The organism is Microbacterium sp. C448 (genome assembly GCF_000582705.2).
Taxonomy (GTDB): Bacteria; Actinomycetota; Actinomycetes; order Actinomycetales; family Microbacteriaceae; genus Microbacterium; species Microbacterium lacus_A.
In genome coordinates this window covers 40,673-61,196 of record NZ_HG779672.1, presented here as the reverse complement: position 1 = coordinate 61,196, position 20,524 = coordinate 40,673, and the positions used below count along the sequence as shown (strand labels likewise).

Genomic DNA, 20,524 nt, shown 5'->3' with positions numbered 1-20,524 from the left:
GGCGCCGGGAACGGTCCGGGGGGAGCGTCCTTCGCGTCGACAGGGGGAAGCGAGTTCGGCAGCCCGGCGCGCACCGACGTGCGCGGCTTTCGCGAACACGCGCGCCATCGCGGCTTCGGTCCGCGCATTTGCGCGCCAGGCGTCGGTGCCTTCCCCGGCGAGCTCGCGCGCGATCGCGTCCACGCCCGTCGTTTCGACGTTATGACATATCGAATGCATGTTCGAAACTCTACGGCCGACCACCGACATCGGAACCCCGAAAACCCCCGAAATAACGCGCTGATCGCGCCGAGAAGATGAGAGTTTTCACATGTCACGGCGAGCGCCAGGCAGCCGGCCCCGCATCCGAGATGCGCCCCGGTCAGCGCCCGGTGTCGAACAGATGCCGCCCACCGTGGCTGAGCACCTTCACAACGACACCGCGCGCGTGCAGCTCGGCGACGGCGCGCGTTTCTTCGTCGATGTCCCGCCCCAGGGCGTGCACGTTCGCAACCACGAGCACGTCGCCGTGCTGGAGGGTCGCGAAGAACCGGCCCAGTCGGTCGGACCATCCCTCGAGGATCTCGGGTGAGGGGTGCCGGAATCCCGCGATGGGCACACCGAAGCGGGTCAGTTCGTCGCGCTGCTCTGTGACCGAGGGCATCCCCTTGCGCGCGACGACGAGGCCGACGAGCCGTGCACCCGCGGGCCGGGCGAGCCACCAGTCGCGATCGTGCTGCAGCTCGGTGAAGCACTTCGGGCATTCCGCGGCCAGGTGGGGCAGATGCAGGGGGGCCGTCGCGTCTGTGGCGAAGCCCTCCTGCCCGTCATCCTGCCTGTCCGTGGAGGGCGCATGCGTGTGACCGTTGGCGACAGCGTCGATCGTCTCATTCATGGGTGCTCCCTGCTCACAGACCCGCACGATCCATTGTGCATGAGTCGGTGCACGAGCGCGCCGCGACTTATTCGCCCTCACTGAGACGCATCTGGATGCTGAGCTCGTCCGCGTCCAGTTCGTCCAGCGAGTGCCGGAGCGCCGCCGTGCTGTAGGTGCCGTCGCGCCGCAGTTCCAGCAGGCGGTCGCGCATGGCGTGGATCATCGCCAGGCGCAGCTCGCTCATCTCCAGCGCTCGCGCGTTCGAGTCGTCTTCGGGGGGCTGCAGCACGCGTGCCCGTACTCGCGCCACGATGTCTGTATCGAAGGATGTTCCGTCGCTTCGACGCAATTCCGGAGAGGCCAGCGCGGTTGCGGCCGCGGTCTGCAGCTCGTCCCGCAGGGTGTCGCGCTCCTCCGGGGATGCGCCGCCGCCCGATCCCGCCAGCCCCAGACGACGCGCGACCCAGCCGAGCGTTCCGCCCTGGATCAGCAGGGTTCCCGCGGCCACGAAGAACGCGACGAGCAGCAGCGTCGCCCGGCTGTCCGTGTCGCGCGGAAGGGTCTGCGCCGCCGCGACGGTCACCGCCCCGCGCATGCCGGCCCAGACGATCAGGGAGCCGTGGCGCCAACCCAGGGGCGATGCTTCGTAGTAGTCGAGGTCGGCACGTGCTCGAGTGATCCGCAGACGGAAATTGAACAGGCGGCGCGGATGCTGTGGCCCCTCTCCGGGCGCGCGGACCGGCCCGCGGCGGGGTCTGCCCACCACGGCTCCGGAGGCCGAGGCATCCGTGACCCTCTTGTCCCAGTCGTCGAAGCGGTCGCGCAGCGACGAGATCCTGCGTGCCCGGCGGCTCTGCGCCCAGACGAGAGGGGCGACATACAGGATGCGCACCGCGAGCACGATCAGGATCGCCACGGCGGCGAGGGTCGCGGCGTGCCAGACGCCCTGGTGCTTCTCTTCGCTCTCGACGATGAGGCCGTATAGCTCGAGGCCCATGATGAGGAAAACGCCGCCCTCGAGAACGAGTTCGATCGTGCGCCAATTGAGGGTGTCGGACATCCGCTGTTCCGCCGTGAACCAGCGCGCCGAGCCCTGGCCCGTGACGATCCCGGCGACGACCGCGGCGACGAGTCCCGAACCGCCGAAGTGTTCGGTGGGGACGTAGGCGATGAAGGGGATCGTGAAGCTGAGCGCAGTATTGGCGGTCGGACTCGCAACCCAGGCCCGTACCCGCAGATTGACGAAGCCGACGACCGCGCCGACGACGATCGCCAACAGCACAGCCCAGCCGAAGTCCCAGACCGTATCCAACACCGAGAAGGAACCGGTCACCGCCGCCAGGGCAGAGCTCAGCAGCACGAGCGCCGTGGCGTCGTTGAGCAGGCTTTCGCCCTCGAGAACCGTCACGATGCGGGGCGAGATTCCGAGCTTTCGCACGATGGATGTCGCGACGGCATCCGTCGGACTCAGGATCGCGCCCAGGCCGATCGCGAGGGCGATGCCGAGACCGGGCACCAGCACGGCGAACACGCCACCGAGCACGAGCGACGAGATCAAAACCAGGCCGACGGACAACGCCCCGATCAGGCCGAAATCGCGACGGAATTCCACGGCGGGCAGCGATACCGCCGCCGAGTAGAGCAGCGGAGGCAGGATCCCGGCGAGGATCCACTCGGGCTCGACCTCGAACTCGGGAACGAAGGGCAGAAAGCTGACGACGATGCCGAGCGCGACCAGCGCGAGCGGACCCGCAACGCCGACACGGGGCGCCAGGGCGGTCACGAGCGCGATAGCGACGACGCCCAGCACCACCAGCAGAATCAGGTCCACGTCCGCCCTTCCAAACCTCGAGGCTGTCCACCCGCGCTGGTGAGCGTGACGGTTGTCACTCGAGCCATGCGTAGAGCCTAGGGGTGAGTTCTTCAGGGGCGGGGTCGGCGGACCTCGGGAGGGCAACCCGATGATCGGTGGGGGACGCGATAGCGTGGCCGGATGGTGTCCACCCCCGACGAGAGCTCCGCGGCGCACGTCTCGCCGCATCCCGTCTCGTCGCCCCTGTACCCGCCGATCGAACCCTACGAGTCCGGCGAGCTGCTGGTGGGGGATGGCAACCGGATCTACTGGGAGTGCAGCGGCAACCCCGAGGGCAAGCCGGTCGTGTTCCTGCACGGCGGACCGGGGGCGGGCACGTCCCCCTGGCACCGGCGGCTCTTCGATCCCGAGAAGTACCGCATCGTGCTGTTCGATCAGCGCGGGTGCGGACGCAGCACACCGCACGCGAGCGACCCGGGCGAAGACCTGCGCTACAACACGACGTGGCACCTGGTCGCCGATATCGAGCTGCTGCGCAAGAACCTCGGCATCGCGCGGTGGCAGGTGTTCGGTGGCTCGTGGGGGAGTGCCCTCGCGCTGGCGTACGCGCAGACGCATCCGGCCGTCGTGACCGAGATCATCCTGCGCGGTGTCTTCACGCTCCGCCGTCACGAGCTGGAATGGTTCTACGAGGGTGGCGCCTCGGCGATCTTCCCGGACCTCTGGGAAGACTTCATCGCCCCGATCCCGGTGCTCGAGCGCTCGCGCATGATCGATGCGTACCATCGGCGCCTGACCGACCCCGACCCGAACGTGCACGTGCCCGCGGCCGTCGCCTGGAGCCGTTGGGAGGCCTCGACGCTGACCCTGCGTCCTGACGCGTCGCTCGTCGAGCAGATGACCGAGCCTGCGGCCGCGACGGCGTTCGCGCGCATCGAGAACCACTATTTCGTGCACGGCGGTTGGTTCCGCGAGGGGCAGTTGATCGAGGATGTCGGAATCCTCCGCGACATCCCTGCCGTCATCGTGCAGGGGCGCTACGACATCTGCACCCCGCCCATGACCGCGTGGGACCTGCGGCGCGCGTGGCCCGAGGCTCACTTCGTGCTCGTCGCCGACGCCGGGCATTCGGCCACCGAGCCGGCCATTCAGTCCGCGCTGGTCGCGGCGACAGACCGCTTCGCGTCACGCTGACCCGGTAGCATCCGACCATCCTCCGTCCCGAACCAGGAGTGCATGTGTCCGATTCCGAACTGATCCCTGTCTTCTCACGCACGACGCGCAGTTCGTCGGTCGCCCGTGATCGCCTCGGTGCCGAAGAGTTGCTGCCCGACACCGCGTACCAGATCGTGCACGACGAGGCACTCCTCGACGGCAACGCGCGCCTGAACCTCGCGACGTTCGTGACGACGTGGATGGACGATCACGCAGACCGTCTCTATGCCGAGACGTTCGACAAGAACATGATCGACAAGGACGAGTACCCCTCGACCGCCGCCGTCGAGAACCACTGCTGGCGCATTCTCGCCGACCTGTGGCACGCGCCATCGGTGCCGGATGCCATCGGCACCTCCACCACAGGATCCTCCGAAGCCTGCATGCTCGGGGGCCTCGCCTTCAAACGTCGCTGGCAGCAGCGCCGCCGTGCCGAGGGCACGTCGACCGAGAAGCCGAACCTGGTCATGTCGAGTGCCGTGCAGGTGTGCTGGGAGAAATTCTGCAACTACTTCGAGGTCGAGCCGCGATTTGTGCCGATGACCGCGGCGCACAAGATCTTCGACGGACACGACCTCGAGAAGTACGTCGACGAGAACACGATCGGCGTCGTCGCCATCATGGGCGTGACGTACACCGGCATGTACGAGCCCGTGCGCGAGATCGCGGCCGCGCTTGATGCGATCCAGCAAAAGACCGGCCTCGACATCCCGATCCATGTGGACGGAGCATCCGGTGCCATGGTCGCCCCGTTCCTGCAGCCCGACCTCGAGTGGGACTTCCGGCTCGAACGTGTGCACTCGATCAACACCTCGGGACACAAGTACGGCGGCGTGTACCCGGGCCTCGGGTGGATCGTCTGGCGCGAGCGGCAGTGGCTGCCGGACGACCTCGTGCTCGACGTCTCGTACCTCGGCGGCCACATGCCGACGTTCGCGCTCAACTTCTCGCGTCCCGGTGCGCAGGTGCTGCTGCAGTACTACCTCTTCCTGCGCCTCGGCTACGCGGGCTACACCGAGATGCAGCAGTCGTCGCAGGATGTCGCCGTGCACCTGTCATCCGCGATCGCCGAGATGGGGCCGTTCGAGCTCTGGAGCGACGGCACCGACATTCCGGTCTTCGCGTGGATGCTGAAAGAGGGCCACACGCAGAACTGGTCGCTGTACGACCTCAGCGATCGACTGCGGATGCACGGATGGCTCGTGCCCGCCTACCCGATGCCCGTACACCTGACGCACGTCACGGTGCAGCGCGTCGTCGTGCGCAAGGACCTCAGCATGGACCTCGCCGACAAGTTCCTCGCCGACCTCGCGACCGAGGTCGCGTACCTCGAGGCACTGAAGTCCCCTATGCCCGACATGGGGCGTCGCGCCGGCTTCCATCACTGACCCGCGCCCTCCGCGCGCGAGCGGCTCCTCCCGCGCCGAAACACCTCGTGCACCACCAGACACCCCGCGGCAGGAGGTGTTTCGCCGCACGAGGGGTGTTTCGGCGGCGGCTAAGCGCGCAGAGCGAGGGCCAGGGTCCGCGCGAGCCCCGCGACGTTGCCCGTCATCTGGTACCGCGTGAACCCCTCGCTCACCTCGGCGCCGGTTCGTGCGGTGACGAACCAGGGCGGCTTCGGCAGCACGGTACGTTCCGCGGGGTCGGTCATCGTGCCGACCGAACGAGGGAAGGGCCGGAACGGACCCTGGACGACCGTCCGTTCGACGCCGTCGAGCAGAAGCGCGTTGTGTACGATCCCGATCCCGCTGCCGACGTCCTCGAGCGTGCCGCCCGGGTACGCGCCCCACGTTCCGTTCGCGAGGAGGAAGTTGAACCCCGTCCAGGCGTTGATAGCGATCGCGCCGTAGCGCAGCGCGGCGATCGCCTCGTCGAAGCCCGACCCCAGCCCGGTGCGCGTCGCCGGGTCGATCAGCAGGTTCGCCCCGAGGGTGCCGGTGAGGCGCTCGTTCGCGTAGGCGACAGCGTTGTCGAGGAACTGCTGCCCTGTGCCGGGCAGGTTTATCACGCCGAGAATCGGTGCGAAGTACTCCGTGGTCTCGAGCGCCGAGGCATCCGATTCCGCGTCGATCACCATGAGGACGCGCTCGCCGCCACCGTCGTACGTCTCCGCGACGGGGGAATCCGCGGCAGCCCGCGCGACGCGCTCGGGGGCGTGCGGGTACCAGGTCGGGCGCTGCGGGGCACCTAGGTAGGCAGAGCGGAGCTCGGAAAGGAACGCCCCGCGCTGGGCCCAGTCGCGCGAGATGACGACGACCTGCCCCGCTATGCAGTTGTGTCCGGCGTTCTGCAGACGCATCGTCACGACGTGTTCGGCCTGAAAGCGCAGATCGGCCGTCGTCCACTCGCCGGGGACGACGATGACGGGAGAGACCCCGCCGAGTTCCGCGGTGATCGGCTTGGGCATTGCAGGGTCGTCGTCGCGTCGGCGCCGTGATGCTTCATCCCCGATGCCCCAGACGATGGCGTCGAACGTCGCCTGGGACCCCGTGATGTGCACGTGGTCGATGCCCGCGTGCCCGGTCAGGGCCGCACCGACCGTGCCGTCGCCCGTGACCACGCGCACGAACCCCGCCGCGATCAGGGGAGCCAGCGCTCGCCGAAAGGTGGGCGCGAGGGTATCCATCGTCGGGTTGAGCTTGAGGATGGCGACACGATTGCCGGCGACGAGTTCGTACAGCACGTCGAGCACGGGGATCGCGGTCACGTTGCCGGCTCCCAGCACCAGACCGACGCCCCCGCTATCGGACGGATGCCGCTGGCCGAGCCCCGCGGTCGTTCGCGCATCCTGCGCCGTCACGCCGGGTCGCAGCCAGACCTCTGCGGTGAACCCCGACAGCAGGAGCGCATCGGCGGGAGTCGCTGGGAACGCGGGCACCGTCACGCGCCCACCGGGCGCGGTGCCGAGGGTGAGCGCGCCGAGCGGGCTCCGCCCAGCGCTCAGTTCCGCGAGGGTGCGAGCATACGCGTCCAGCGCGACGATCACCGCGTACGGGCCGCTCAGCCACTCCTCGCCCCGGAGCGGATGCCGATCGTCCAGCCCTTTCATGAGCGCGGCCTGTTCCGCCCACTCCTGCGCACAGGCCACGACGCTCACGCGCACGCGCTCGAGGAGGCGAGCGCGTTGCCCGAGAGTGAGGTGAGACCAGGATGTGAGCCCGGCGCGCAGCGCGGCTATGTCGTCGTCGAGGGCGACAGTGACCGGGTCAGACGAGGTCGAGCTCACGGAGCTTCGACTCGACGTCGGCGTTCGACGGCTCGACCTGGAACGAAGCATCCGGATACAGAACCACGGGGATGTTGGTGCGACCCGAGATGTCGCGCGCGACATCCGCGGCCGACGGGTCGGCGACGAGGTCGACGTAGGTGTACGCGACGCCGAGTTCGTCGAGCTGTTTCTTGGTGCGGATGCAGTCGCGGCACCAATCGGCTCCGAACATCGTGATGGTTTCGGCGGAAGTCTCGGTCGTCATGCTGCCAGCCTAGAACCGCGTGGGAGCGTCGGCGCGATTCTCGCGGCCGACGTCTCGTCAGCCGACGCCGGTGACGCTGGGGTGCTCAGGAAGCGGGGCCGTGCGGGCGCGGCTCGATCGCCGGCGCGGGACACGTCGCCACCGCATCGGGTAGCGCTGCTCGACGACGAACGCGGCCGTGCACACGGAGGCGGCGAGAAGCACCAACGCAGCGAGGATCACGATGGCGAGTTGCAGTGGCTCGCCGCTGCTGCTGCTGTCGAGGGGCGTCCAGCGGAAGGTCACCGCGAAGAACACCGCGCTGATCGCTGTCATGACCCAGTACCACGGCATGCGCGGGCGCGAGAGCAGATGGGCGACCCAGACCCAGACGAGCGGAAGCATGAGCAGGCGATAACCGAGGTGCGAAACGGGGATGAGGAGGATGACCGCGCCGGCGACGTTCCACATGGCCAGCGAGTCGGTCCCGGGCCGTCGCAGGATCAGGACGAGTAGCGCCACGACGGCGACTGCGAGGGTCCAACTGACGATCGCCCCGACCGGCTGGTGCGCCCCGAAGAGATGTCGCCCCACACCCCACACGGAGTACGCGAGCAGCTGCTGATCGCTGAAATCGATCGTCCGCCTGATCCAGTCGGGAACGGTGGACGGGCCGCCGACGACGGTGATGATGAGGAGGACGGAAGCCGCCGAGATCGCCGCGACGAGGATGCCGCGAGCGGGGCGCGGTGCTCCCCTTCGGAGGAGCCACAGGCCGAGGCCGGCGGCCCATGTCTTGAAGAGGGCCGCACCGACCACCCCGACAGCAGACAGGGCCGCCCTCTGCCGAGACGCCGCGAGGACCGCCAGAGACGCTGCAAACATCACGAGGACGTCGTTCTGACCGAGCCACAGCTGGAGGGCCGTCACGCTGTTGAACAGCAGCGTGACGAGGGCGACGCCCGCCAGGAGGGGACGCTGCCACCAACTGAGCATGGCCCAGAGGGTGGCGATGACCGCGGCGACCGTCGCCCAGCACGCGGCGAGCGAGAAAACTGTCCACGGGACGATCGCCGACTCGAGGCTCCCGAAGGGAATCATGAGCCAGGCGAAGGGGGGCAGGTACACGTACCCTTCTGCGGAATAGACGCTCTGTCCCGACGCGGCGTACCGGGCAGCATCGACGAAAACCGCCAGATCGATCCCCGGGTCGCCCGCGATCGCGCTGCGAAACCGTTGCTCCGTGAGCAGCGCGCCGACGGCGAGGACCGCCAACCAGAGCACCGCGCGCACGATGTTCGATATGCGGTCGGACATGAGCGATCCCCGTTCTCGGTGCGTGGGTGAGCACCCGCGATTACGCTATCGGCCCGACGAGGTGCCGCGACACGTCGCACCATGGGGCGGTTCGCTTCAGGTTTGCGGCTTTCGCCGGCGTTGGTCGTCATGCCACTATGGAATCCGTCGCTCCACGGGGAGGAGCGCGCAGGCGTAGGGGGCCGCTCATCGAACTCTCGATCATCGTTCCGACGTTCAATGAGGCGCCCAGCGTGGCGGAGCTCGTGCGTCGCATCGAAGCCGCTGTCCGGGGGATCGACTGTGAGGTCATCTTCGTCGATGACAGCACCGACGACACCCCCGAGATCGTGCGTACGGTCGCAGCCACGGCGCAGCTACCCGTCCGACTCATCCACCGCGCTCGTCCTGTCGGCGGTCTCGGTGGTGCGGTGATCGACGGGTATGCCGCCGCAGCATCCGATCTATGTCTCGTCATGGATGGCGACCTGCAGCACCCACCGGAGAAGATTCGGGAGCTGTACGAGCGATTCCAGCGGGGAGACGCGGACGTCGTCATCGCATCACGCTACGTCGGCGGGGGGACAGCGGGTGGGCTCGCCGACCAGACCCGTGTGCTCGTCTCGAAGGCTTCGACCATGGTCACGCGGGCGATGTTCCCGGTGCGTCTGCACGACGTCACCGACCCGATGACCGGCTTCTACCTCATCGACCGGCGCGCGATCGACCTCGAGGGGCTGAGGCCTCGTGGGTTCAAGATCCTGCTCGAACTCCTGGCACGACAGAGCCTGCGCATCGCGGAGGTGCCCTTCGACTTCGCGGGCCGTCATGCCGGCGAGTCGAAGGCGTCGTTGCGTCAGGGTCTGCATTTCCTGACGCAGCTCGCGGCGCTGAGGTTCGGCAAGATGTCGTTGTTCGCGATCGTGGGCGGACTCGGCGCGGTGGCGAACGTGCTCATCGTCTGGCTCCTGACGGCGATGAACGTCGATTACATCGTCGCCGCGATCATCGCCGCAGAGCTGACGATCGTCGGGAATTTCATCCTCATCGAGCGATTCGTGTTTCACGACATGCGCGATCAGGCGTCGAGCGTGTGGTCACGGTTCGCGAAGTCGTTCGGCTTCAACAATGTCGAGGCCGTCATCCGGATTCCGATCCTGGCGCTCCTCGTCGAAAACCTGCACATCTCGAGCGTGCTCGCCACGGGGATCACGCTCGTCGTCGCCTTCTTCGCTCGCTTCGTGTTCCACTCCCTCGTCGTCTACGCGCCGATGAGGGCTGATGCCCGGGCCACGGCCTTCCGGCGGGCTGTCGTCAAGCTCGATGAGCAGGTCATGCAGCCGGGCGAACTCTAGCCCAGATGGTGCGGGATCTTTCGAGGACCACCGTGGTGGGCGAGCCGGGTGCGGTCTGAGTAAGGTGAGGGCTTGCGATCCGATCGGGGACGATCGCGAACCGGAGGGCGCATGACCTCGGACGACACGACGATCCAGCCCGTCGACGGACCGACCATCGCGGTCGCGCACGACTACCTGACCCAACGTGGCGGGGCCGAGCGAGTCGCGCTCGCGATCGCTCGGACGTTCCCCGGGGCTGCCTTGCACACATCGCTGTACGATCCGTCGGCGACATTCCCCGAGTTCGACTCGATCGATGTGCGCACGATGCCGGTGAACCGGTGGGGGTTGCTGCGTCGACACCATCGTCTGGCATTGCCCTTCCTCGCGCGGGCAGTTTCGGGTCATCACGTGGACGCCGATGTGCTGGTGGCTTCGTCGAGCGGCTGGGCTCACGGGATCCCCACCAGCGGACGGAAGATCGTCTACTGCCATGCGCCGGCCCGGTGGCTCTACCAGGCCGATCGATACGCGGGTGACCCCGGCTCTCGAGGACTACGGTCCCGTGCTGTCTCCGCTGCGACGTCGATCCTGGGCCCGGGGCTTCGGAGGTGGGACCAGGCCGCTGCGGCTTCGGCCGACCGCTATCTCGTCAACTCTCGCGTCGTCCAGGCGGCCGTTCGCGATGTATACGGGATCGACGCCGAGGTCCTCCCGCCGCCGCCCGCGCCGTTCGACCGCTCGGCCGTGCCCGAAGCGGTGCCGGGCATCGAGCGGCCCTTCGTGCTCTGTGTCGCGCGTCTTCTGCCGTACAAGAACGTCGACGTCGTGATCGAGGCGGTTGCCGCGGTGCCCGACATCGACCTTGTCGTGGTGGGCACCGGTCCCGATCACGCGCGCCTCGAGACACTCGCGCGTGCCGTCGGGGGGACGCATCTCCTCGGACGTGTCTCCGATGCCCGGTTGCGCTGGCTCTACGAGAACTCGTCGGGCCTGGTCGCGGCCTCCTATGAGGACTTCGGTCTATCGCCGCTGGAGGCGGCCTCATTCGGCAAGGCCACCATCGCCCTCCGTGACGGTGGCTACCTCGACACGGTCGAGGAGGGGGTGAACGGTGTGTTCTTCGACCGCGTGGATCGGGATGCCGTCAGCGCCGCTGTCGAACTGGCCATCTCCGCGGACTGGGATGCAGAACGCATCCGCGCCCATGCCGATACATTCTCCGAAGAGCGGTTCTCCAACCGGCTCAGGCAGATCGTCTCCGAGGAGATCGGTCGTGGCTGACCGCCCGGTCGCGCTCAGACCCTCTCGTGTCCGCTCCTCGCTACTCGCCGCGGTGTGCGCCGTCGGTTTCATCGCCCTCTACGCGACCGCGATTCTCACACCGTCGGGGCAAGCCTTGGACGCCGCGTCCCTCGGCACCTTCCCGGCGTTCCGCGGCGAGGGGTGGCTTGCCATATACGGAGCACGAGACCTCCTGCTTCTGGCCCTCTTGGGCGCTGCCGCTGTCGCGGGTGTCGAGTGCATCATCCGTCGTCGATGGGTTGCAGCGATCGCGGGCTGCGCGCTGATCGGAGCGACAGCGGTGGCCGGTATTCTCCTCAAGTCGGGCCTGCCCCGCCCTGATCTCGGTGAACAGGCGTATCTTTACCAGACCTTTCCGAGCGGGCACGCTGCCGTCGCGCTGGCCGCCGTCGTGGCGACCATCTGGTTCGGACCGCGCTGGTTGCGCCCGATCGTAGTTCTGGTCATGGGATCGGTCGCCGTGTTCATCGCGATGGCTTCGCTGCTGTCCTTCGCCCATCGCGCGAGTGACATCCTCGGTGGCGCGCTGATGGTGGGTGCCTTCGCCGGAGCCACGTCGGCGATTCTCGGTTCGCAGCGCGTCCGGTTTCCGAGCGCGCGTGCCGTGGTTTGTCTTCTCGGGAGCGGGAGCGTTCTCGTCGGTGCGGCCCTCTACGCGCTGGCGCTGGCGGTGCTGGCGGCAGGTCTCGCCGGAACCATACCGATCCTCGACGTGATCGCCTCGTCAGTGACACTGACGGTGGGCGGCGTCATGGCGGTGGTGCTGGCCGATCAACACCCCATCCGAACGGCCGCAACATCGTAGCGGGGATCTCCAGGGTACGTATGGTTGTATTAGTGGGCGTTCTCGCGCGTGTGCTTGAGAACGGAGGGGGCTAGGGACTTAGGTGACACTTCGACAGGTCTTGGACGTGCTGTGGAAGCGCAAGTGGACGATCGTCGCGGTGATCGCCATCGCACTTGTCACCGCTGTCGCGTACCTGCAGCTGCGGACCGTCTCGTACCAGAGCGCGGGAATCGTCCGACTGAATTCCGCCGTGACGCAGGCGGCTCTCGCGGGCGAGATCGGTGGCATATCGGTCGAACTCGATGCGGACGTCGTGACGTCGGCCGCTGTTCTCGATCCGGCTGCGGCCTCGCTCGGAGATACCTCGGACGAGCTTGCTTCGGCGGTCCTCGTCGAGGCAACGAGCGACGAACGACTCGTCCGAATCACCGTCTCGGCCCAAGGACCCACTCCCGACGTGGCCCAGTCGCGAGTTCAGGCCGTCCTGGTCTCCTACCAGGCCTACGTCGACGCACAAATGGCATCCGCGCTCACCTCCCTGCAGGATCGACAGCAGGACGCGATCGCCGAGGTTCGCAATATCCAAGCCCAACTGGAGGCGGCCCCCGGCGATCCGATCGCCAACGTCAACCTGGCTACCGAGCTGTCAAAGATGACGTCTGCGACCGGTGCCATAGAGGTGCTCACAAACGCCGGAACGAGTAATACGACGGTGGTCGCTGGGCCCTATCCCGGGGAGCTGACGGTACCCACCCCTCTCGTCATCTTGTCGCTCGCGCTGCTGACGGGTCTCGTCATCGGGGTCGCCATCGTGCTCATCCGCGACCAGTTCGATGACCGGCTCCGAGGCGAGGACGAAGTGGAAGCGCTGACGGGTGTGCGATCCATCGGCGAGCTCAGCTGGGACCGCAAGCTCGGCCGGTTGGACCCGCCATTGCCGGTGGCGCACAACGAGCGGACGGACCTCAGCGAACGTTTGCGGACGCTGCGTTCCAATCTCGCCGTTTCTCTGCCGGCAAGAGGGGCGGCTTTCGTTGTGACGAGCGTGGAGCCGGGCGACGGCAAGTCCTTCGTCTCGGCGAATCTCGCCCTCGCATGGGCGAGAGGTGGCAAAAAGGTCGTTCTGGTCGGTGGAGACCTGCGGCGACCGAATCTTGATCGTTACTTCGGTGACGCGGCTGACGGTGAAGGCCTCAGCGATATCCTCGAAGAGCACGAAGACGGCGCTGACCTCGCGGTCGGGTCGGTCGAGTCTCGGCTCAACTCGACCCGGTACCGAAGGCTCACGATCCTGCCTTCGGGCGCGGAACCTGCAGAGCCGGCGGACCTGTTCGCAACGCCGATCTTGGGAAGCCTGATCCTTCAGCTTCGGACGCTCGCGGATATCGTCATCATCGATTCCCCGCCGGCGATCGGAATCACAGATGCCGCGCTGCTCGCGGCACATACCGATGGCGCGATCGTCCTGGCGTCCGCGAACCGCACGGACCGCGGGCGCCTGGTAGAGACGATCGACGCGCTGCGTGCCGCGGGCACGGAGGTCATCGGCGTCGTCGTCAACCGCAGTCGCCGCAAGCTGCCGAAGTCGTACGCGAGTTACTACCTCGCGGACGAGAAGGATGTGTCGCGCACTCCGTCGTTATCCCCGGTCCCGTCGATGGCCGTCGCCGTGTCCCGGAGCGAGATGGATGACGATGAGGCGCCGTTGAGGCGCGGTCGAGTCGGGACGGGTGTAATGGCGGACGACGGGCAGTTCGACGAGGACTTCCCCGATGAGAGCTTCGACGACTTCGATGAATTCGACGACGACGATGACCTCGCGGCCGAGGAGTCCTCGACGGGCGACGCTCCGGAGCATGTCGATACCGAATCGGATCTCTCCGAACCCGACGATCGGGGCGATTCAGCCGCACCGTCTCGAGACACCCGGAACCCTCGAGTCCGTGAATAGGGGCATGCAGAGTCACGCGTTCCCCGTCAGGTCACCGGACCCCGAACCGGGCATCGCTCATGTTCTGATCGTGTGCCACGCAAACCAGTGCCGCTCTCCCTATGCGGCCGCGATCGCGCGTCAACGCGCGGGGGAGGGGTCCGCCCGTTTCGCATCGGGAGGACTCATCCGGGGTGGTCGTCCGATGCCGGAAACCGGTCGCCTCGTCGCGCCCCAGTACGGGCTGGACTTCGAGGCGCATCGCAGCCGGGAGGTGGACCTCCATGACTTCGGCGGATTCGATCTCGTGTTGGCGATGGCGAGGGAGCAGGCGCGCGAACTCGTGGTCGCGGACCCGGACGCCTGGCCGCGGATCTTCACGGTGAAGCAGTTCGCCCGATGGATCGAGAAGAACCCTCGTCCACCAGGGGTCGACCTCGGCCCCTGGCTCGACACCGTGGCCGCAGATCGACCTCGCACGTCTTTGATCGGATCGGATGACGCCGATGACGTGGCGGATCCGGTCGGTCTTCCGGCCGCGGCATGGCACAGCATGATCGCCGAGGTCACCGCCAACATCCAGGTGATCATCGACGGAATCTCGAGCGTCCGCTAGGGGCGTGAGACGCGGTCCAGCGTTGACCGCAGTTGCCCCCACGCCCATCCCCAGGTGCGGGCTTCGGCGCGAGCACGCGCGGAAGCGGCGAGCCGAGCGCGCTCGCCCGAGTCGGAAGCGAGATGATCGAGCGCCTCGGCGAGGGATCCGGGATCATCCGGGGGGACGATGATGCCGGCATCGCCGATGACATCGGGGATACCTCCGGTCCGAGCCGCGATCACGGGGAGCCCGGTTGCGAGCGCTTCACCGGCGGTGAGCGCGCTCGGCTCCGCCCACCGGGAGGGCACGATGAAGACGTCGGCTGTCCTGAGCAGTTCCGGGACTCGAGCCCGGTCCGCGAACCTCTCGAAGACGACGGGACCACGCACGTTCGCCGCGTGCTCCCGCAGGGAGGACTCATAGGCGGTCAGGGGGGCCTCCCGGTCGAAGCCGGCGCTTCCGACGATGACGATTTCGATGTCGTCGCGCTGCAGCCGGGAGGCAGCCTTCAGAAGGATGTCTGCTCCCTTCTCCGGTACTACTCGGCCGACGAACATGACGCGGAGACGGGTCCCCGAGGTGGTCTGCGCCGCCGGATGGAAGGTATCGATGTCGACGCCATTCGCGACGACATGCACGCGAGCGGCGAGGTCACGAGGCAAGCGTGCGACTGTTCGGTCGGCAAGGAATTCGCTCACGCACACGATCGCACGCACGTCCCCGAGGGAACGCCGGGCCTCCGCGTGTCCGATCGTCCGGAGGATGTCGTTGTGGGCATACAACACGACGTCGTGCTCCTGCGCCCTCAGCAAGCGCGGCAGAGCAGGTGCGTTGTGGGCGAGCACGATCGACCGCTCGATGCCCTTCATGACATCGGCGAGCGGCTGGAACGCACGCGAGGCGGATGGTCGGGGAAGCCCCAAGGTTCCCAGGGCGGCGTCCACCGCACGAGCCGCGCGACCAGGATAGGGCGCTCCCTCGTACTCTCGGATCGCAGCGGAGGGATAGCGTGGCTGGAAGGTCGCCGCGTCGAGGAGAACGGTGTGTTCGGCATCCTGCGCCCGCGTCGCGGCTCCCGCGAGCCCGTGCACCACTGTCGGGATCGCCGACCCCGTTCGAGGAGAGAAGTGATCTCCCGGTGTAATCGCGTGGACGACGGGATTCACCGGGTGCGGACCCCTCGTGTACGCCGCCAGACGGTCTGCACGGGGTGAGGGGCGCGGACAATACCCTCGGCGCGATCGCGCTCCTTCACCCCGTAGCAGATCCCCGCGACGATCCACAGGAGCGAGGCGTGACCCGCGACCCAATAGAGGTCGAGCTGACCTTGCGCGAGACGGGCGACGACGGTTGCCAATCCGATCGTTCCGTACACGGGATCCATGCGCCACAGCAGCCAGATCGCCGCCCCGAACATCCCGAGGAAGCCGACGAGTCCGAGGATTCCCGTCGTCGTGAGGACCTCGAGTTCGGCGTTCGGGGGTTGGAAGCCGCTGTATCCCGTATGCCCGGTCGTCCACCAGCGATGCCCGACACCGTAGATCGGGGACATGAGCCAGACGGCCACGGAGTCGACATACCAGAGCAGGCGTTGTGAGGCGGAGTTGAACGGGTTGTCCTCGGTGAGCTGCTCGACCACGGCCAGGTAGATGAACCACGCGGTGGGGACCAGCAGGAGCGGCATCCACCGCGAGCGCTTCCCGTTGTGGAACCGCGGGCGCGTGCCGATGATCAGCACGCCGATCAGCGTCCCGACGAGGGCCTGGCGAGAGGACAGCATGCCGAGACCGCAGAGACCGAAGGCTGCGTACGCCCAGATCGGTCTCCAACCCATCCACGGGGGATTGGCGAACGCGATGATCGCGCCGTACATCAGGAAGGCGCCGATCGCGTTCTTGTGCCACGGTCCGACATAACCGCCGCCACCTGTCAGGTTCGAGGCGATGGCGAAGAGCGCCATGACGGAGCACAGGATGACGAACAACGAGAGAGCGAGCCTCGCCTTGCCCTCCCGACCGATCACGAAGCCGACGAGGGCGGCGCCGATGACGAGCAGCACCTCGTGCGCCCACTCGACGTAGTTCTCGGTGTAGCGGTTGAGCACCAGTTGGGGCAGCGTCAACGCCAGGTAGAACGCGCCCGCCCAGAGCAGCGGCTGCAGCGTCTTCACTCCACGGCCCCGAATCATGAGGAGCGCGACGATCATCGCCAGCCCGAGGGCGAGATCCGCGACGCTCATCGGGCCCGCGCGCACGAAGACGAGGACGCTCGCCAGGAAGCCGATGACCAGAACATACGTCAGGTCGATGAACGCGATGGCCAGCAGCAAGAGGACGATCGCGACAGGGACCGCAAGCTCGGGGTAACGTCCGCTCAGGTATCCGGCGAGCACACCCGCTGCGGCGATCGCCGCGATGCCCGCCGCTCCCCGCACGACGGTGGGAACCGTACCGGAGGGGAGCAGGGTGCGCACGTCCCCATGGTACGGAGCGGAGACGGATTCCGCTTGGCCGCATGCTGCTCGTGCGGATGTGGTGTGATCGATGTCGGAGTACGGGTTGGCAGAGGGAGGGGCGCGGACGTGCAACACAACACCGAGCCGGTCTCGGTGCTCGTCGTGTCCCACACGGGCGAGCTCGGCGGCGCCGAGCGTGCCCTCCTGCGGTTGCTCGCGGCAGCCGATGGCCGATTCGAGATCCGGGTCCTGACGATGGCCGACGGAAGTTTCGCGAACGAAGTGCGTGCGGCGGGCTTCCCGGTCAGCGTGCTGGACGGCGGCGATGCTGTTCGTGTGACCCGCGCTCAGGTCGCATCTCTCGGAGGAGCCGCCGGCAACTTCTTTGGCACGCTGTCGCTCGCTCGGAGGCTGCGACGCGCCATTCGAGAGATCGCACCGGATCTCATCGTGGCCAACTCGCTCAAAGCCGCCGTGCTCGTGGGAGTCGTCGCGGGTCGGCGACGCTGGGTGTGGCACCTCCACGATCGCCTGGCCTTCGACTATCTCGCCGCGCCGATCGTCATCGCGCTGCGGCTGCTCGCACGGATCGGGCCGCGTCGCATCGTGGCGAACTCCATCGCGACGGCCGCCACGGCGGGGCGTCTGCCCGCCGGCCGTGTCGCCGTTGCGTACCCAGGGCTCGAGGAATCCGCATTCGCGCGTCCGAAGCGCTCGCCGGGCCGCGGACCGGTCGGGATCGTCGGGCGCGTCGGAGCGACGAAGGGCCAGAAGCAGTTCGTCGAGGCTGCGGAGCGCGTTGCACGTGTGTATCCGAGGTTGCGGTTCCGCATCGTGGGGACAGCGCTCTTCGAGGACGCTCCGTACGCGTCCGCGCTCACCCAGCAGATCGCGCACTCCGAGATCTCCGACCGCGTCGAGCAAGCGGGCTGGTCCGATTCACCCGCGACGGAGTTCCGACGGCTCGGCCTGCTCGTCCATGCTTCGCCCGTTCCCGAGCCGTTCGGACAGGTGATCGTCGAGGCGCTTGCGGTGGGGACCCCGGTCGTTGCGACGGACGGCGGCGGCGTAGGCGAGATCCTCGACCCACGACGGGAGTCGACCGTCATCGCGGATGGAGTCCGCCGGGGCGCATACGGTCTGCTCGTGCGCCCCGGAGACGCAGGAGCACTCGCTGTCGCGATCTCGTGGATGCTCGAGCATCCCGGTGACTCTGCCTCCATGGTTCGAGGAGCTCACCGGGATATCCGTGATCGCTTCTCGATCGAACGGACGTGGTCGGTCGTCGCACGCGTGTGGCTGGAGGCGCTCGGCCGCGGAGACTAGGGCGTCCCCACCCCGGCCCGACGGTCGCGGCGACGCCCGTCCCATCCCGCCCAGACCCCGGCCGCGAGGCCTGCCAGTTCGACTGCGGAGCGACTGAGGATCACGGGTGCCGTCAGCCGCCGCGTCAGGGAGACTCTCGCGCCGTCCTCATCGACGCCGCGCAGCATGAACCGGGCAACTTGCGCGTAGTAGTGCCGCTGCTGGCGGAGCGCGGTCCGGCCGTACCGTGGCAGGTACGCGCTTCGCCATCCGAAGACACGGGCCAGGAGCATGACATGGTTGCGACGCGAATAGTAGAGGTAGCGGCGGTCGAAGCGCTTGCCGCCGATCTGGTACGGAGCCGCGACATGCCGGACCAGAACGGCAGGGTCGAAGATGAGTCGTAGCCCCGCGGCACGAAGCCGCAGGCAGGTGTCCGACTCCTCGCGCAAGCAGGTTCCGGGGTAGTTCCCCCGGATGCCGCCGTGTTCGAGCAGAACGGCCCGACGGTACGTCTGATTCGCTCCCAGGAAATGGTCGACGTCGATCCGTCGCCCGGGGTTCGCGGCGAAGTAGCCGGTGATATCGCCATTCGGCAGAAGCCGCCCGATCGAGGCCAGTCCCACCGCATCTTCACCCGGGATGCCGTTGTCGGCCCTCCCCCCGACGCCGGCGACCGAAGGGTCTGCGTACGCAGCGACGAGACGGTCGATCCAATCCTCGGCGACATAGGCGTCGTCGTCGATGAAAGCGATGATGTCGCCGGTCGCCGCAGCGAGGCCGATCTGACGGGACTCCGACATCGTGCCCTTGCCGAGATCGTTGCGCAGGTACAGGACGTCGGGGTGATCCGAGGCGATCAGGTCGCGCGTCCGCGTGTCCGGCGAGCCGTCGACCGCGATGATCTGGTGCGGCGCCGTTTCGAGATCGCGGAGATGGCGGATGCACTCCGCGATGTAGTCCGGGCGGGCGTACGTGATGATGACGACGGAAACCGTGGTCTGCTCGGGATTCATTCGGGTCTCCTCCATCGGTCTGCGGGGGCGTCCGCGGTCACGGCTCGCAGGACATCCTCATAGGAATTCGAGACCGCGCGCCACGAGAATCGTTGCGCCGATGCGCGCCCGGCGCTCCCGAGCCGCCGCTGTACGACCGGTTCGGATGCTACGCGAATCAGCAGGCGTGCGAGTTCGGTAATGTCGCGGGGCTCGAAGAGGAGACCGTCCACATCGTCGGTCACGAACTCCGGTGGCCCCCCGTGCTTCGTCACGATGACCGGTATGCCGGACCTCCAGCCTTCGAGCACGACGATTCCGAACGCCTCGACGCGACTGGGGACGACGTGAGCGACCGCGCCGTCCAGGAGAGCCCGGATCTGCGCTCGCCGTTGGGATCCGACGAAGTGCACGTGTTCCGCCACCCCCAATCGGGCAGCGAGCTCCTCCAGCGGCCCCCGCTCGGGGCCGTCCCCGGCGATGACGAGATCGACACCAGCAAGCGCGGGGTCCGTCTGGGCCTCCGCATAGGCGCCGACGAGGTGATGGAATCCCTTGTTCTCGACGAGCCGTCCCACGCCCGCCAGGTAGCGAGCGGGAAGCTGGGCGTCCACGGGTTCGCTCGACAGGTCCAGGTCGATGCCGTTCCCGACGACGGTCGGGGGCACGGATGGGCCGAAACGAGCGAGGTCTGCGGCAGCGAACCGTGAGCAGGATACGACGGCCGCCGCGCGCGCGAGGGTGCGCCTCAGCGATCGGCGCATCAACGCCGACGCGTCGAACGCACCGTGGGCGTCCATGAACGTCTCGCCGTGATTGCTGTAGATCAGCGGCGTGTTCGTGCGGCGCGCGAGAAGCGTCGCGTAGGGGCCGTTCGCCCCGAAGCACTGGATGACGATGACATCGGGTCGGTCCAGGCGGTAAGCCCTTCGCCAGGCGCGCCAGGCCCGCGGAGCAGACACGGCCCAACTCAGAAGCCCGCGCAACGAACGGTTGGGCAGCGGAGTGGGCAGATAGCGCAACGGCGTCCCGTCGTCGTCCGCCGGGGTGGCATCGCCTTGATCGACGGCCCAGATGGTGACCGCGTGGCCGTTGGAGCTCAGTTCGTGAGCAAGGAACGAGACGTGCTCCTCGACGCCTCCCACGCGGGGGAGGAAGGAGCTCGTCGCCAACGCGA

General features: G+C 67.6%; 17 protein-coding genes. 8 read left to right on the top strand and 9 right to left on the bottom strand.

The features are described from left to right. Nucleotides 1–361: 361 nt before the first annotated feature. Both MIC448_RS08115 and MIC448_RS08110 read right to left on the bottom strand, forming a co-directional pair. Nucleotides 362–874, bottom strand: coding sequence for a recombinase family protein (locus MIC448_RS08115; protein WP_144238017.1), 513 nt, complete (start codon nt 872–874; stop codon nt 362–364). A 67-nt stretch (nt 875–941) separates the two neighbouring features. After that, nucleotides 942–2,687: a sodium:proton antiporter gene (locus tag MIC448_RS08110; RefSeq protein ID WP_036298105.1), complete on the bottom strand. Its 1,746-nt coding sequence runs from the start codon at nt 2,685–2,687 to the stop codon at nt 942–944. Nucleotides 2,688–2,849: 162 nt separating this feature from the next. Between MIC448_RS08110 and pip the strand changes: the two genes are divergently transcribed. Then, entirely contained in the window at nt 2,850–3,863 is a 1,014-nt protein-coding gene (gene pip / locus MIC448_RS08105; protein WP_081766283.1) for a prolyl aminopeptidase, read from the top strand. 38 nt (nt 3,864–3,901) lie between these two features. Continuing rightward, nucleotides 3,902–5,272: a glutamate decarboxylase gene (locus tag MIC448_RS08100; protein WP_036298104.1), complete on the top strand. Its 1,371-nt coding sequence runs from the start codon at nt 3,902–3,904 to the stop codon at nt 5,270–5,272. Nucleotides 5,273–5,382: 110 nt separating this feature from the next. On the opposite strand, the gene MIC448_RS08095 is transcribed toward MIC448_RS08100, so the two are convergent. The 3 genes from MIC448_RS08095 to MIC448_RS08085 are packed head-to-tail and all read right to left on the bottom strand — an operon-like array spanning nt 5,383 to nt 8,656. Next, on the bottom strand, nt 5,383–7,113 hold the full coding sequence (locus MIC448_RS08095; protein WP_051513397.1) for an aldehyde dehydrogenase family protein: 1,731 nt from the start codon (nt 7,111–7,113) through the stop codon (nt 5,383–5,385). Continuing rightward, nucleotides 7,094–7,360: a glutaredoxin domain-containing protein gene (locus tag MIC448_RS08090; protein WP_036298169.1), complete on the bottom strand. Its 267-nt coding sequence runs from the start codon at nt 7,358–7,360 to the stop codon at nt 7,094–7,096. The genes MIC448_RS08095 and MIC448_RS08090 overlap by 20 nt, the downstream gene beginning before the upstream one ends. A 57-nt stretch (nt 7,361–7,417) precedes the next feature. Continuing rightward, nucleotides 7,418–8,656: a glycosyltransferase family 87 protein gene (locus MIC448_RS08085; protein WP_036298102.1), complete on the bottom strand. Its 1,239-nt coding sequence runs from the start codon at nt 8,654–8,656 to the stop codon at nt 7,418–7,420. 188 nt (nt 8,657–8,844) lie between these two features. Between MIC448_RS08085 and MIC448_RS08080 the strand changes: the two genes are divergently transcribed. From MIC448_RS08080 to MIC448_RS08060, 5 genes are all read left to right on the top strand, one after another. Further along, nucleotides 8,845–9,990, top strand: coding sequence for a glycosyltransferase family 2 protein (locus tag MIC448_RS08080; protein ID WP_036298167.1), 1,146 nt, complete (start codon nt 8,845–8,847; stop codon nt 9,988–9,990). A gap of 111 nt (nt 9,991–10,101) precedes the next feature. Further along, nucleotides 10,102–11,256 (top strand): glycosyltransferase, encoded by a 1,155-nt coding sequence (locus tag MIC448_RS08075; RefSeq protein WP_051513391.1) that lies wholly within the window; start codon nt 10,102–10,104, stop codon nt 11,254–11,256. Beyond that, entirely contained in the window at nt 11,249–12,082 is an 834-nt protein-coding gene (locus MIC448_RS08070) for a phosphatase PAP2 family protein (protein WP_036298101.1), read from the top strand. Before MIC448_RS08075 ends, MIC448_RS08070 begins: the two co-directional genes overlap by 8 nt. 82 nt (nt 12,083–12,164) lie before the next feature. After that, complete coding sequence (locus MIC448_RS08065; RefSeq protein WP_081766271.1) at nt 12,165–14,015, top strand: polysaccharide biosynthesis tyrosine autokinase; 1,851 nt, start codon at nt 12,165–12,167, stop codon at nt 14,013–14,015. Beyond that, nucleotides 13,921–14,610 carry a hypothetical protein gene (locus tag MIC448_RS08060; RefSeq protein ID WP_306342104.1) on the top strand — a complete coding sequence of 230 codons (690 nt, stop codon included), beginning with the start codon at nt 13,921–13,923 and terminating at the stop codon, nt 14,608–14,610. The genes MIC448_RS08065 and MIC448_RS08060 overlap by 95 nt, the downstream gene beginning before the upstream one ends. On the opposite strand, the gene MIC448_RS08055 is transcribed toward MIC448_RS08060, so the two are convergent. Both MIC448_RS08055 and MIC448_RS08050 read right to left on the bottom strand, forming a co-directional pair. Then, the gene (locus MIC448_RS08055; protein WP_051513387.1) at nt 14,607–15,686 is read right to left on the bottom strand and encodes a glycosyltransferase family 4 protein; all 1,080 of its coding nucleotides are present in this window, start codon (nt 15,684–15,686) and stop codon (nt 14,607–14,609) included. The two genes, MIC448_RS08060 and MIC448_RS08055, sit on opposite strands and share 4 nt — an antisense overlap. Nucleotides 15,687–15,754: 68 nt before the next feature. Next, complete coding sequence (locus MIC448_RS08050) at nt 15,755–17,065, bottom strand: O-antigen ligase (RefSeq protein WP_036298099.1); 1,311 nt, start codon at nt 17,063–17,065, stop codon at nt 15,755–15,757. 108 nt (nt 17,066–17,173) lie between these two features. On the opposite strand from MIC448_RS08050, the gene MIC448_RS08045 reads away from it, so the two are divergent. Beyond that, complete coding sequence (locus MIC448_RS08045) at nt 17,174–18,373, top strand: glycosyltransferase family 4 protein (RefSeq protein WP_036298098.1); 1,200 nt, start codon at nt 17,174–17,176, stop codon at nt 18,371–18,373. On the opposite strand, the gene MIC448_RS08040 is transcribed toward MIC448_RS08045, so the two are convergent. Together MIC448_RS08040 and MIC448_RS08035 are read right to left on the bottom strand one after the other, a co-directional pair. Then, a complete protein-coding gene (locus tag MIC448_RS08040; protein ID WP_036298097.1) occupies nt 18,370–19,368 on the bottom strand; it encodes a glycosyltransferase family 2 protein in 999 nt (332 codons plus the stop codon). The genes MIC448_RS08045 and MIC448_RS08040 overlap by 4 nt on opposite strands. Further along, nucleotides 19,365–20,519, bottom strand: coding sequence for a glycosyltransferase family 4 protein (locus MIC448_RS08035; RefSeq protein WP_158497534.1), 1,155 nt, complete (start codon nt 20,517–20,519; stop codon nt 19,365–19,367). Before MIC448_RS08035 ends, MIC448_RS08040 begins: the two co-directional genes overlap by 4 nt. Nucleotides 20,520–20,524 lie beyond the last annotated feature (5 nt).

Bases quoted from the DNA above. Each gene is read 5' to 3' on its own strand.
- MIC448_RS08115 (WP_144238017.1), bottom strand. From the start codon at position 874: ATGAATGAGACGATCGACGCTGTCGCCAACGGTCACACGCATGCGCCC.
- MIC448_RS08075 (WP_051513391.1), top strand. From the start codon at position 10,102: ATGACCTCGGACGACACGACGATCCAGCCCGTCGACGGACCGACCATC.
- pip (WP_081766283.1), top strand. From the start codon at position 2,850: ATGGTGTCCACCCCCGACGAGAGCTCCGCGGCGCACGTCTCGCCGCAT.
- MIC448_RS08085 (WP_036298102.1), bottom strand. From the start codon at position 8,656: ATGTCCGACCGCATATCGAACATCGTGCGCGCGGTGCTCTGGTTGGCG.
- MIC448_RS08090 (WP_036298169.1), bottom strand. From the start codon at position 7,360: ATGACGACCGAGACTTCCGCCGAAACCATCACGATGTTCGGAGCCGAT.
- MIC448_RS08060 (WP_306342104.1), top strand. From the start codon at position 13,921: ATGTCGATACCGAATCGGATCTCTCCGAACCCGACGATCGGGGCGATT.
- MIC448_RS08040 (WP_036298097.1), bottom strand. From the start codon at position 19,368: ATGAATCCCGAGCAGACCACGGTTTCCGTCGTCATCATCACGTACGCC.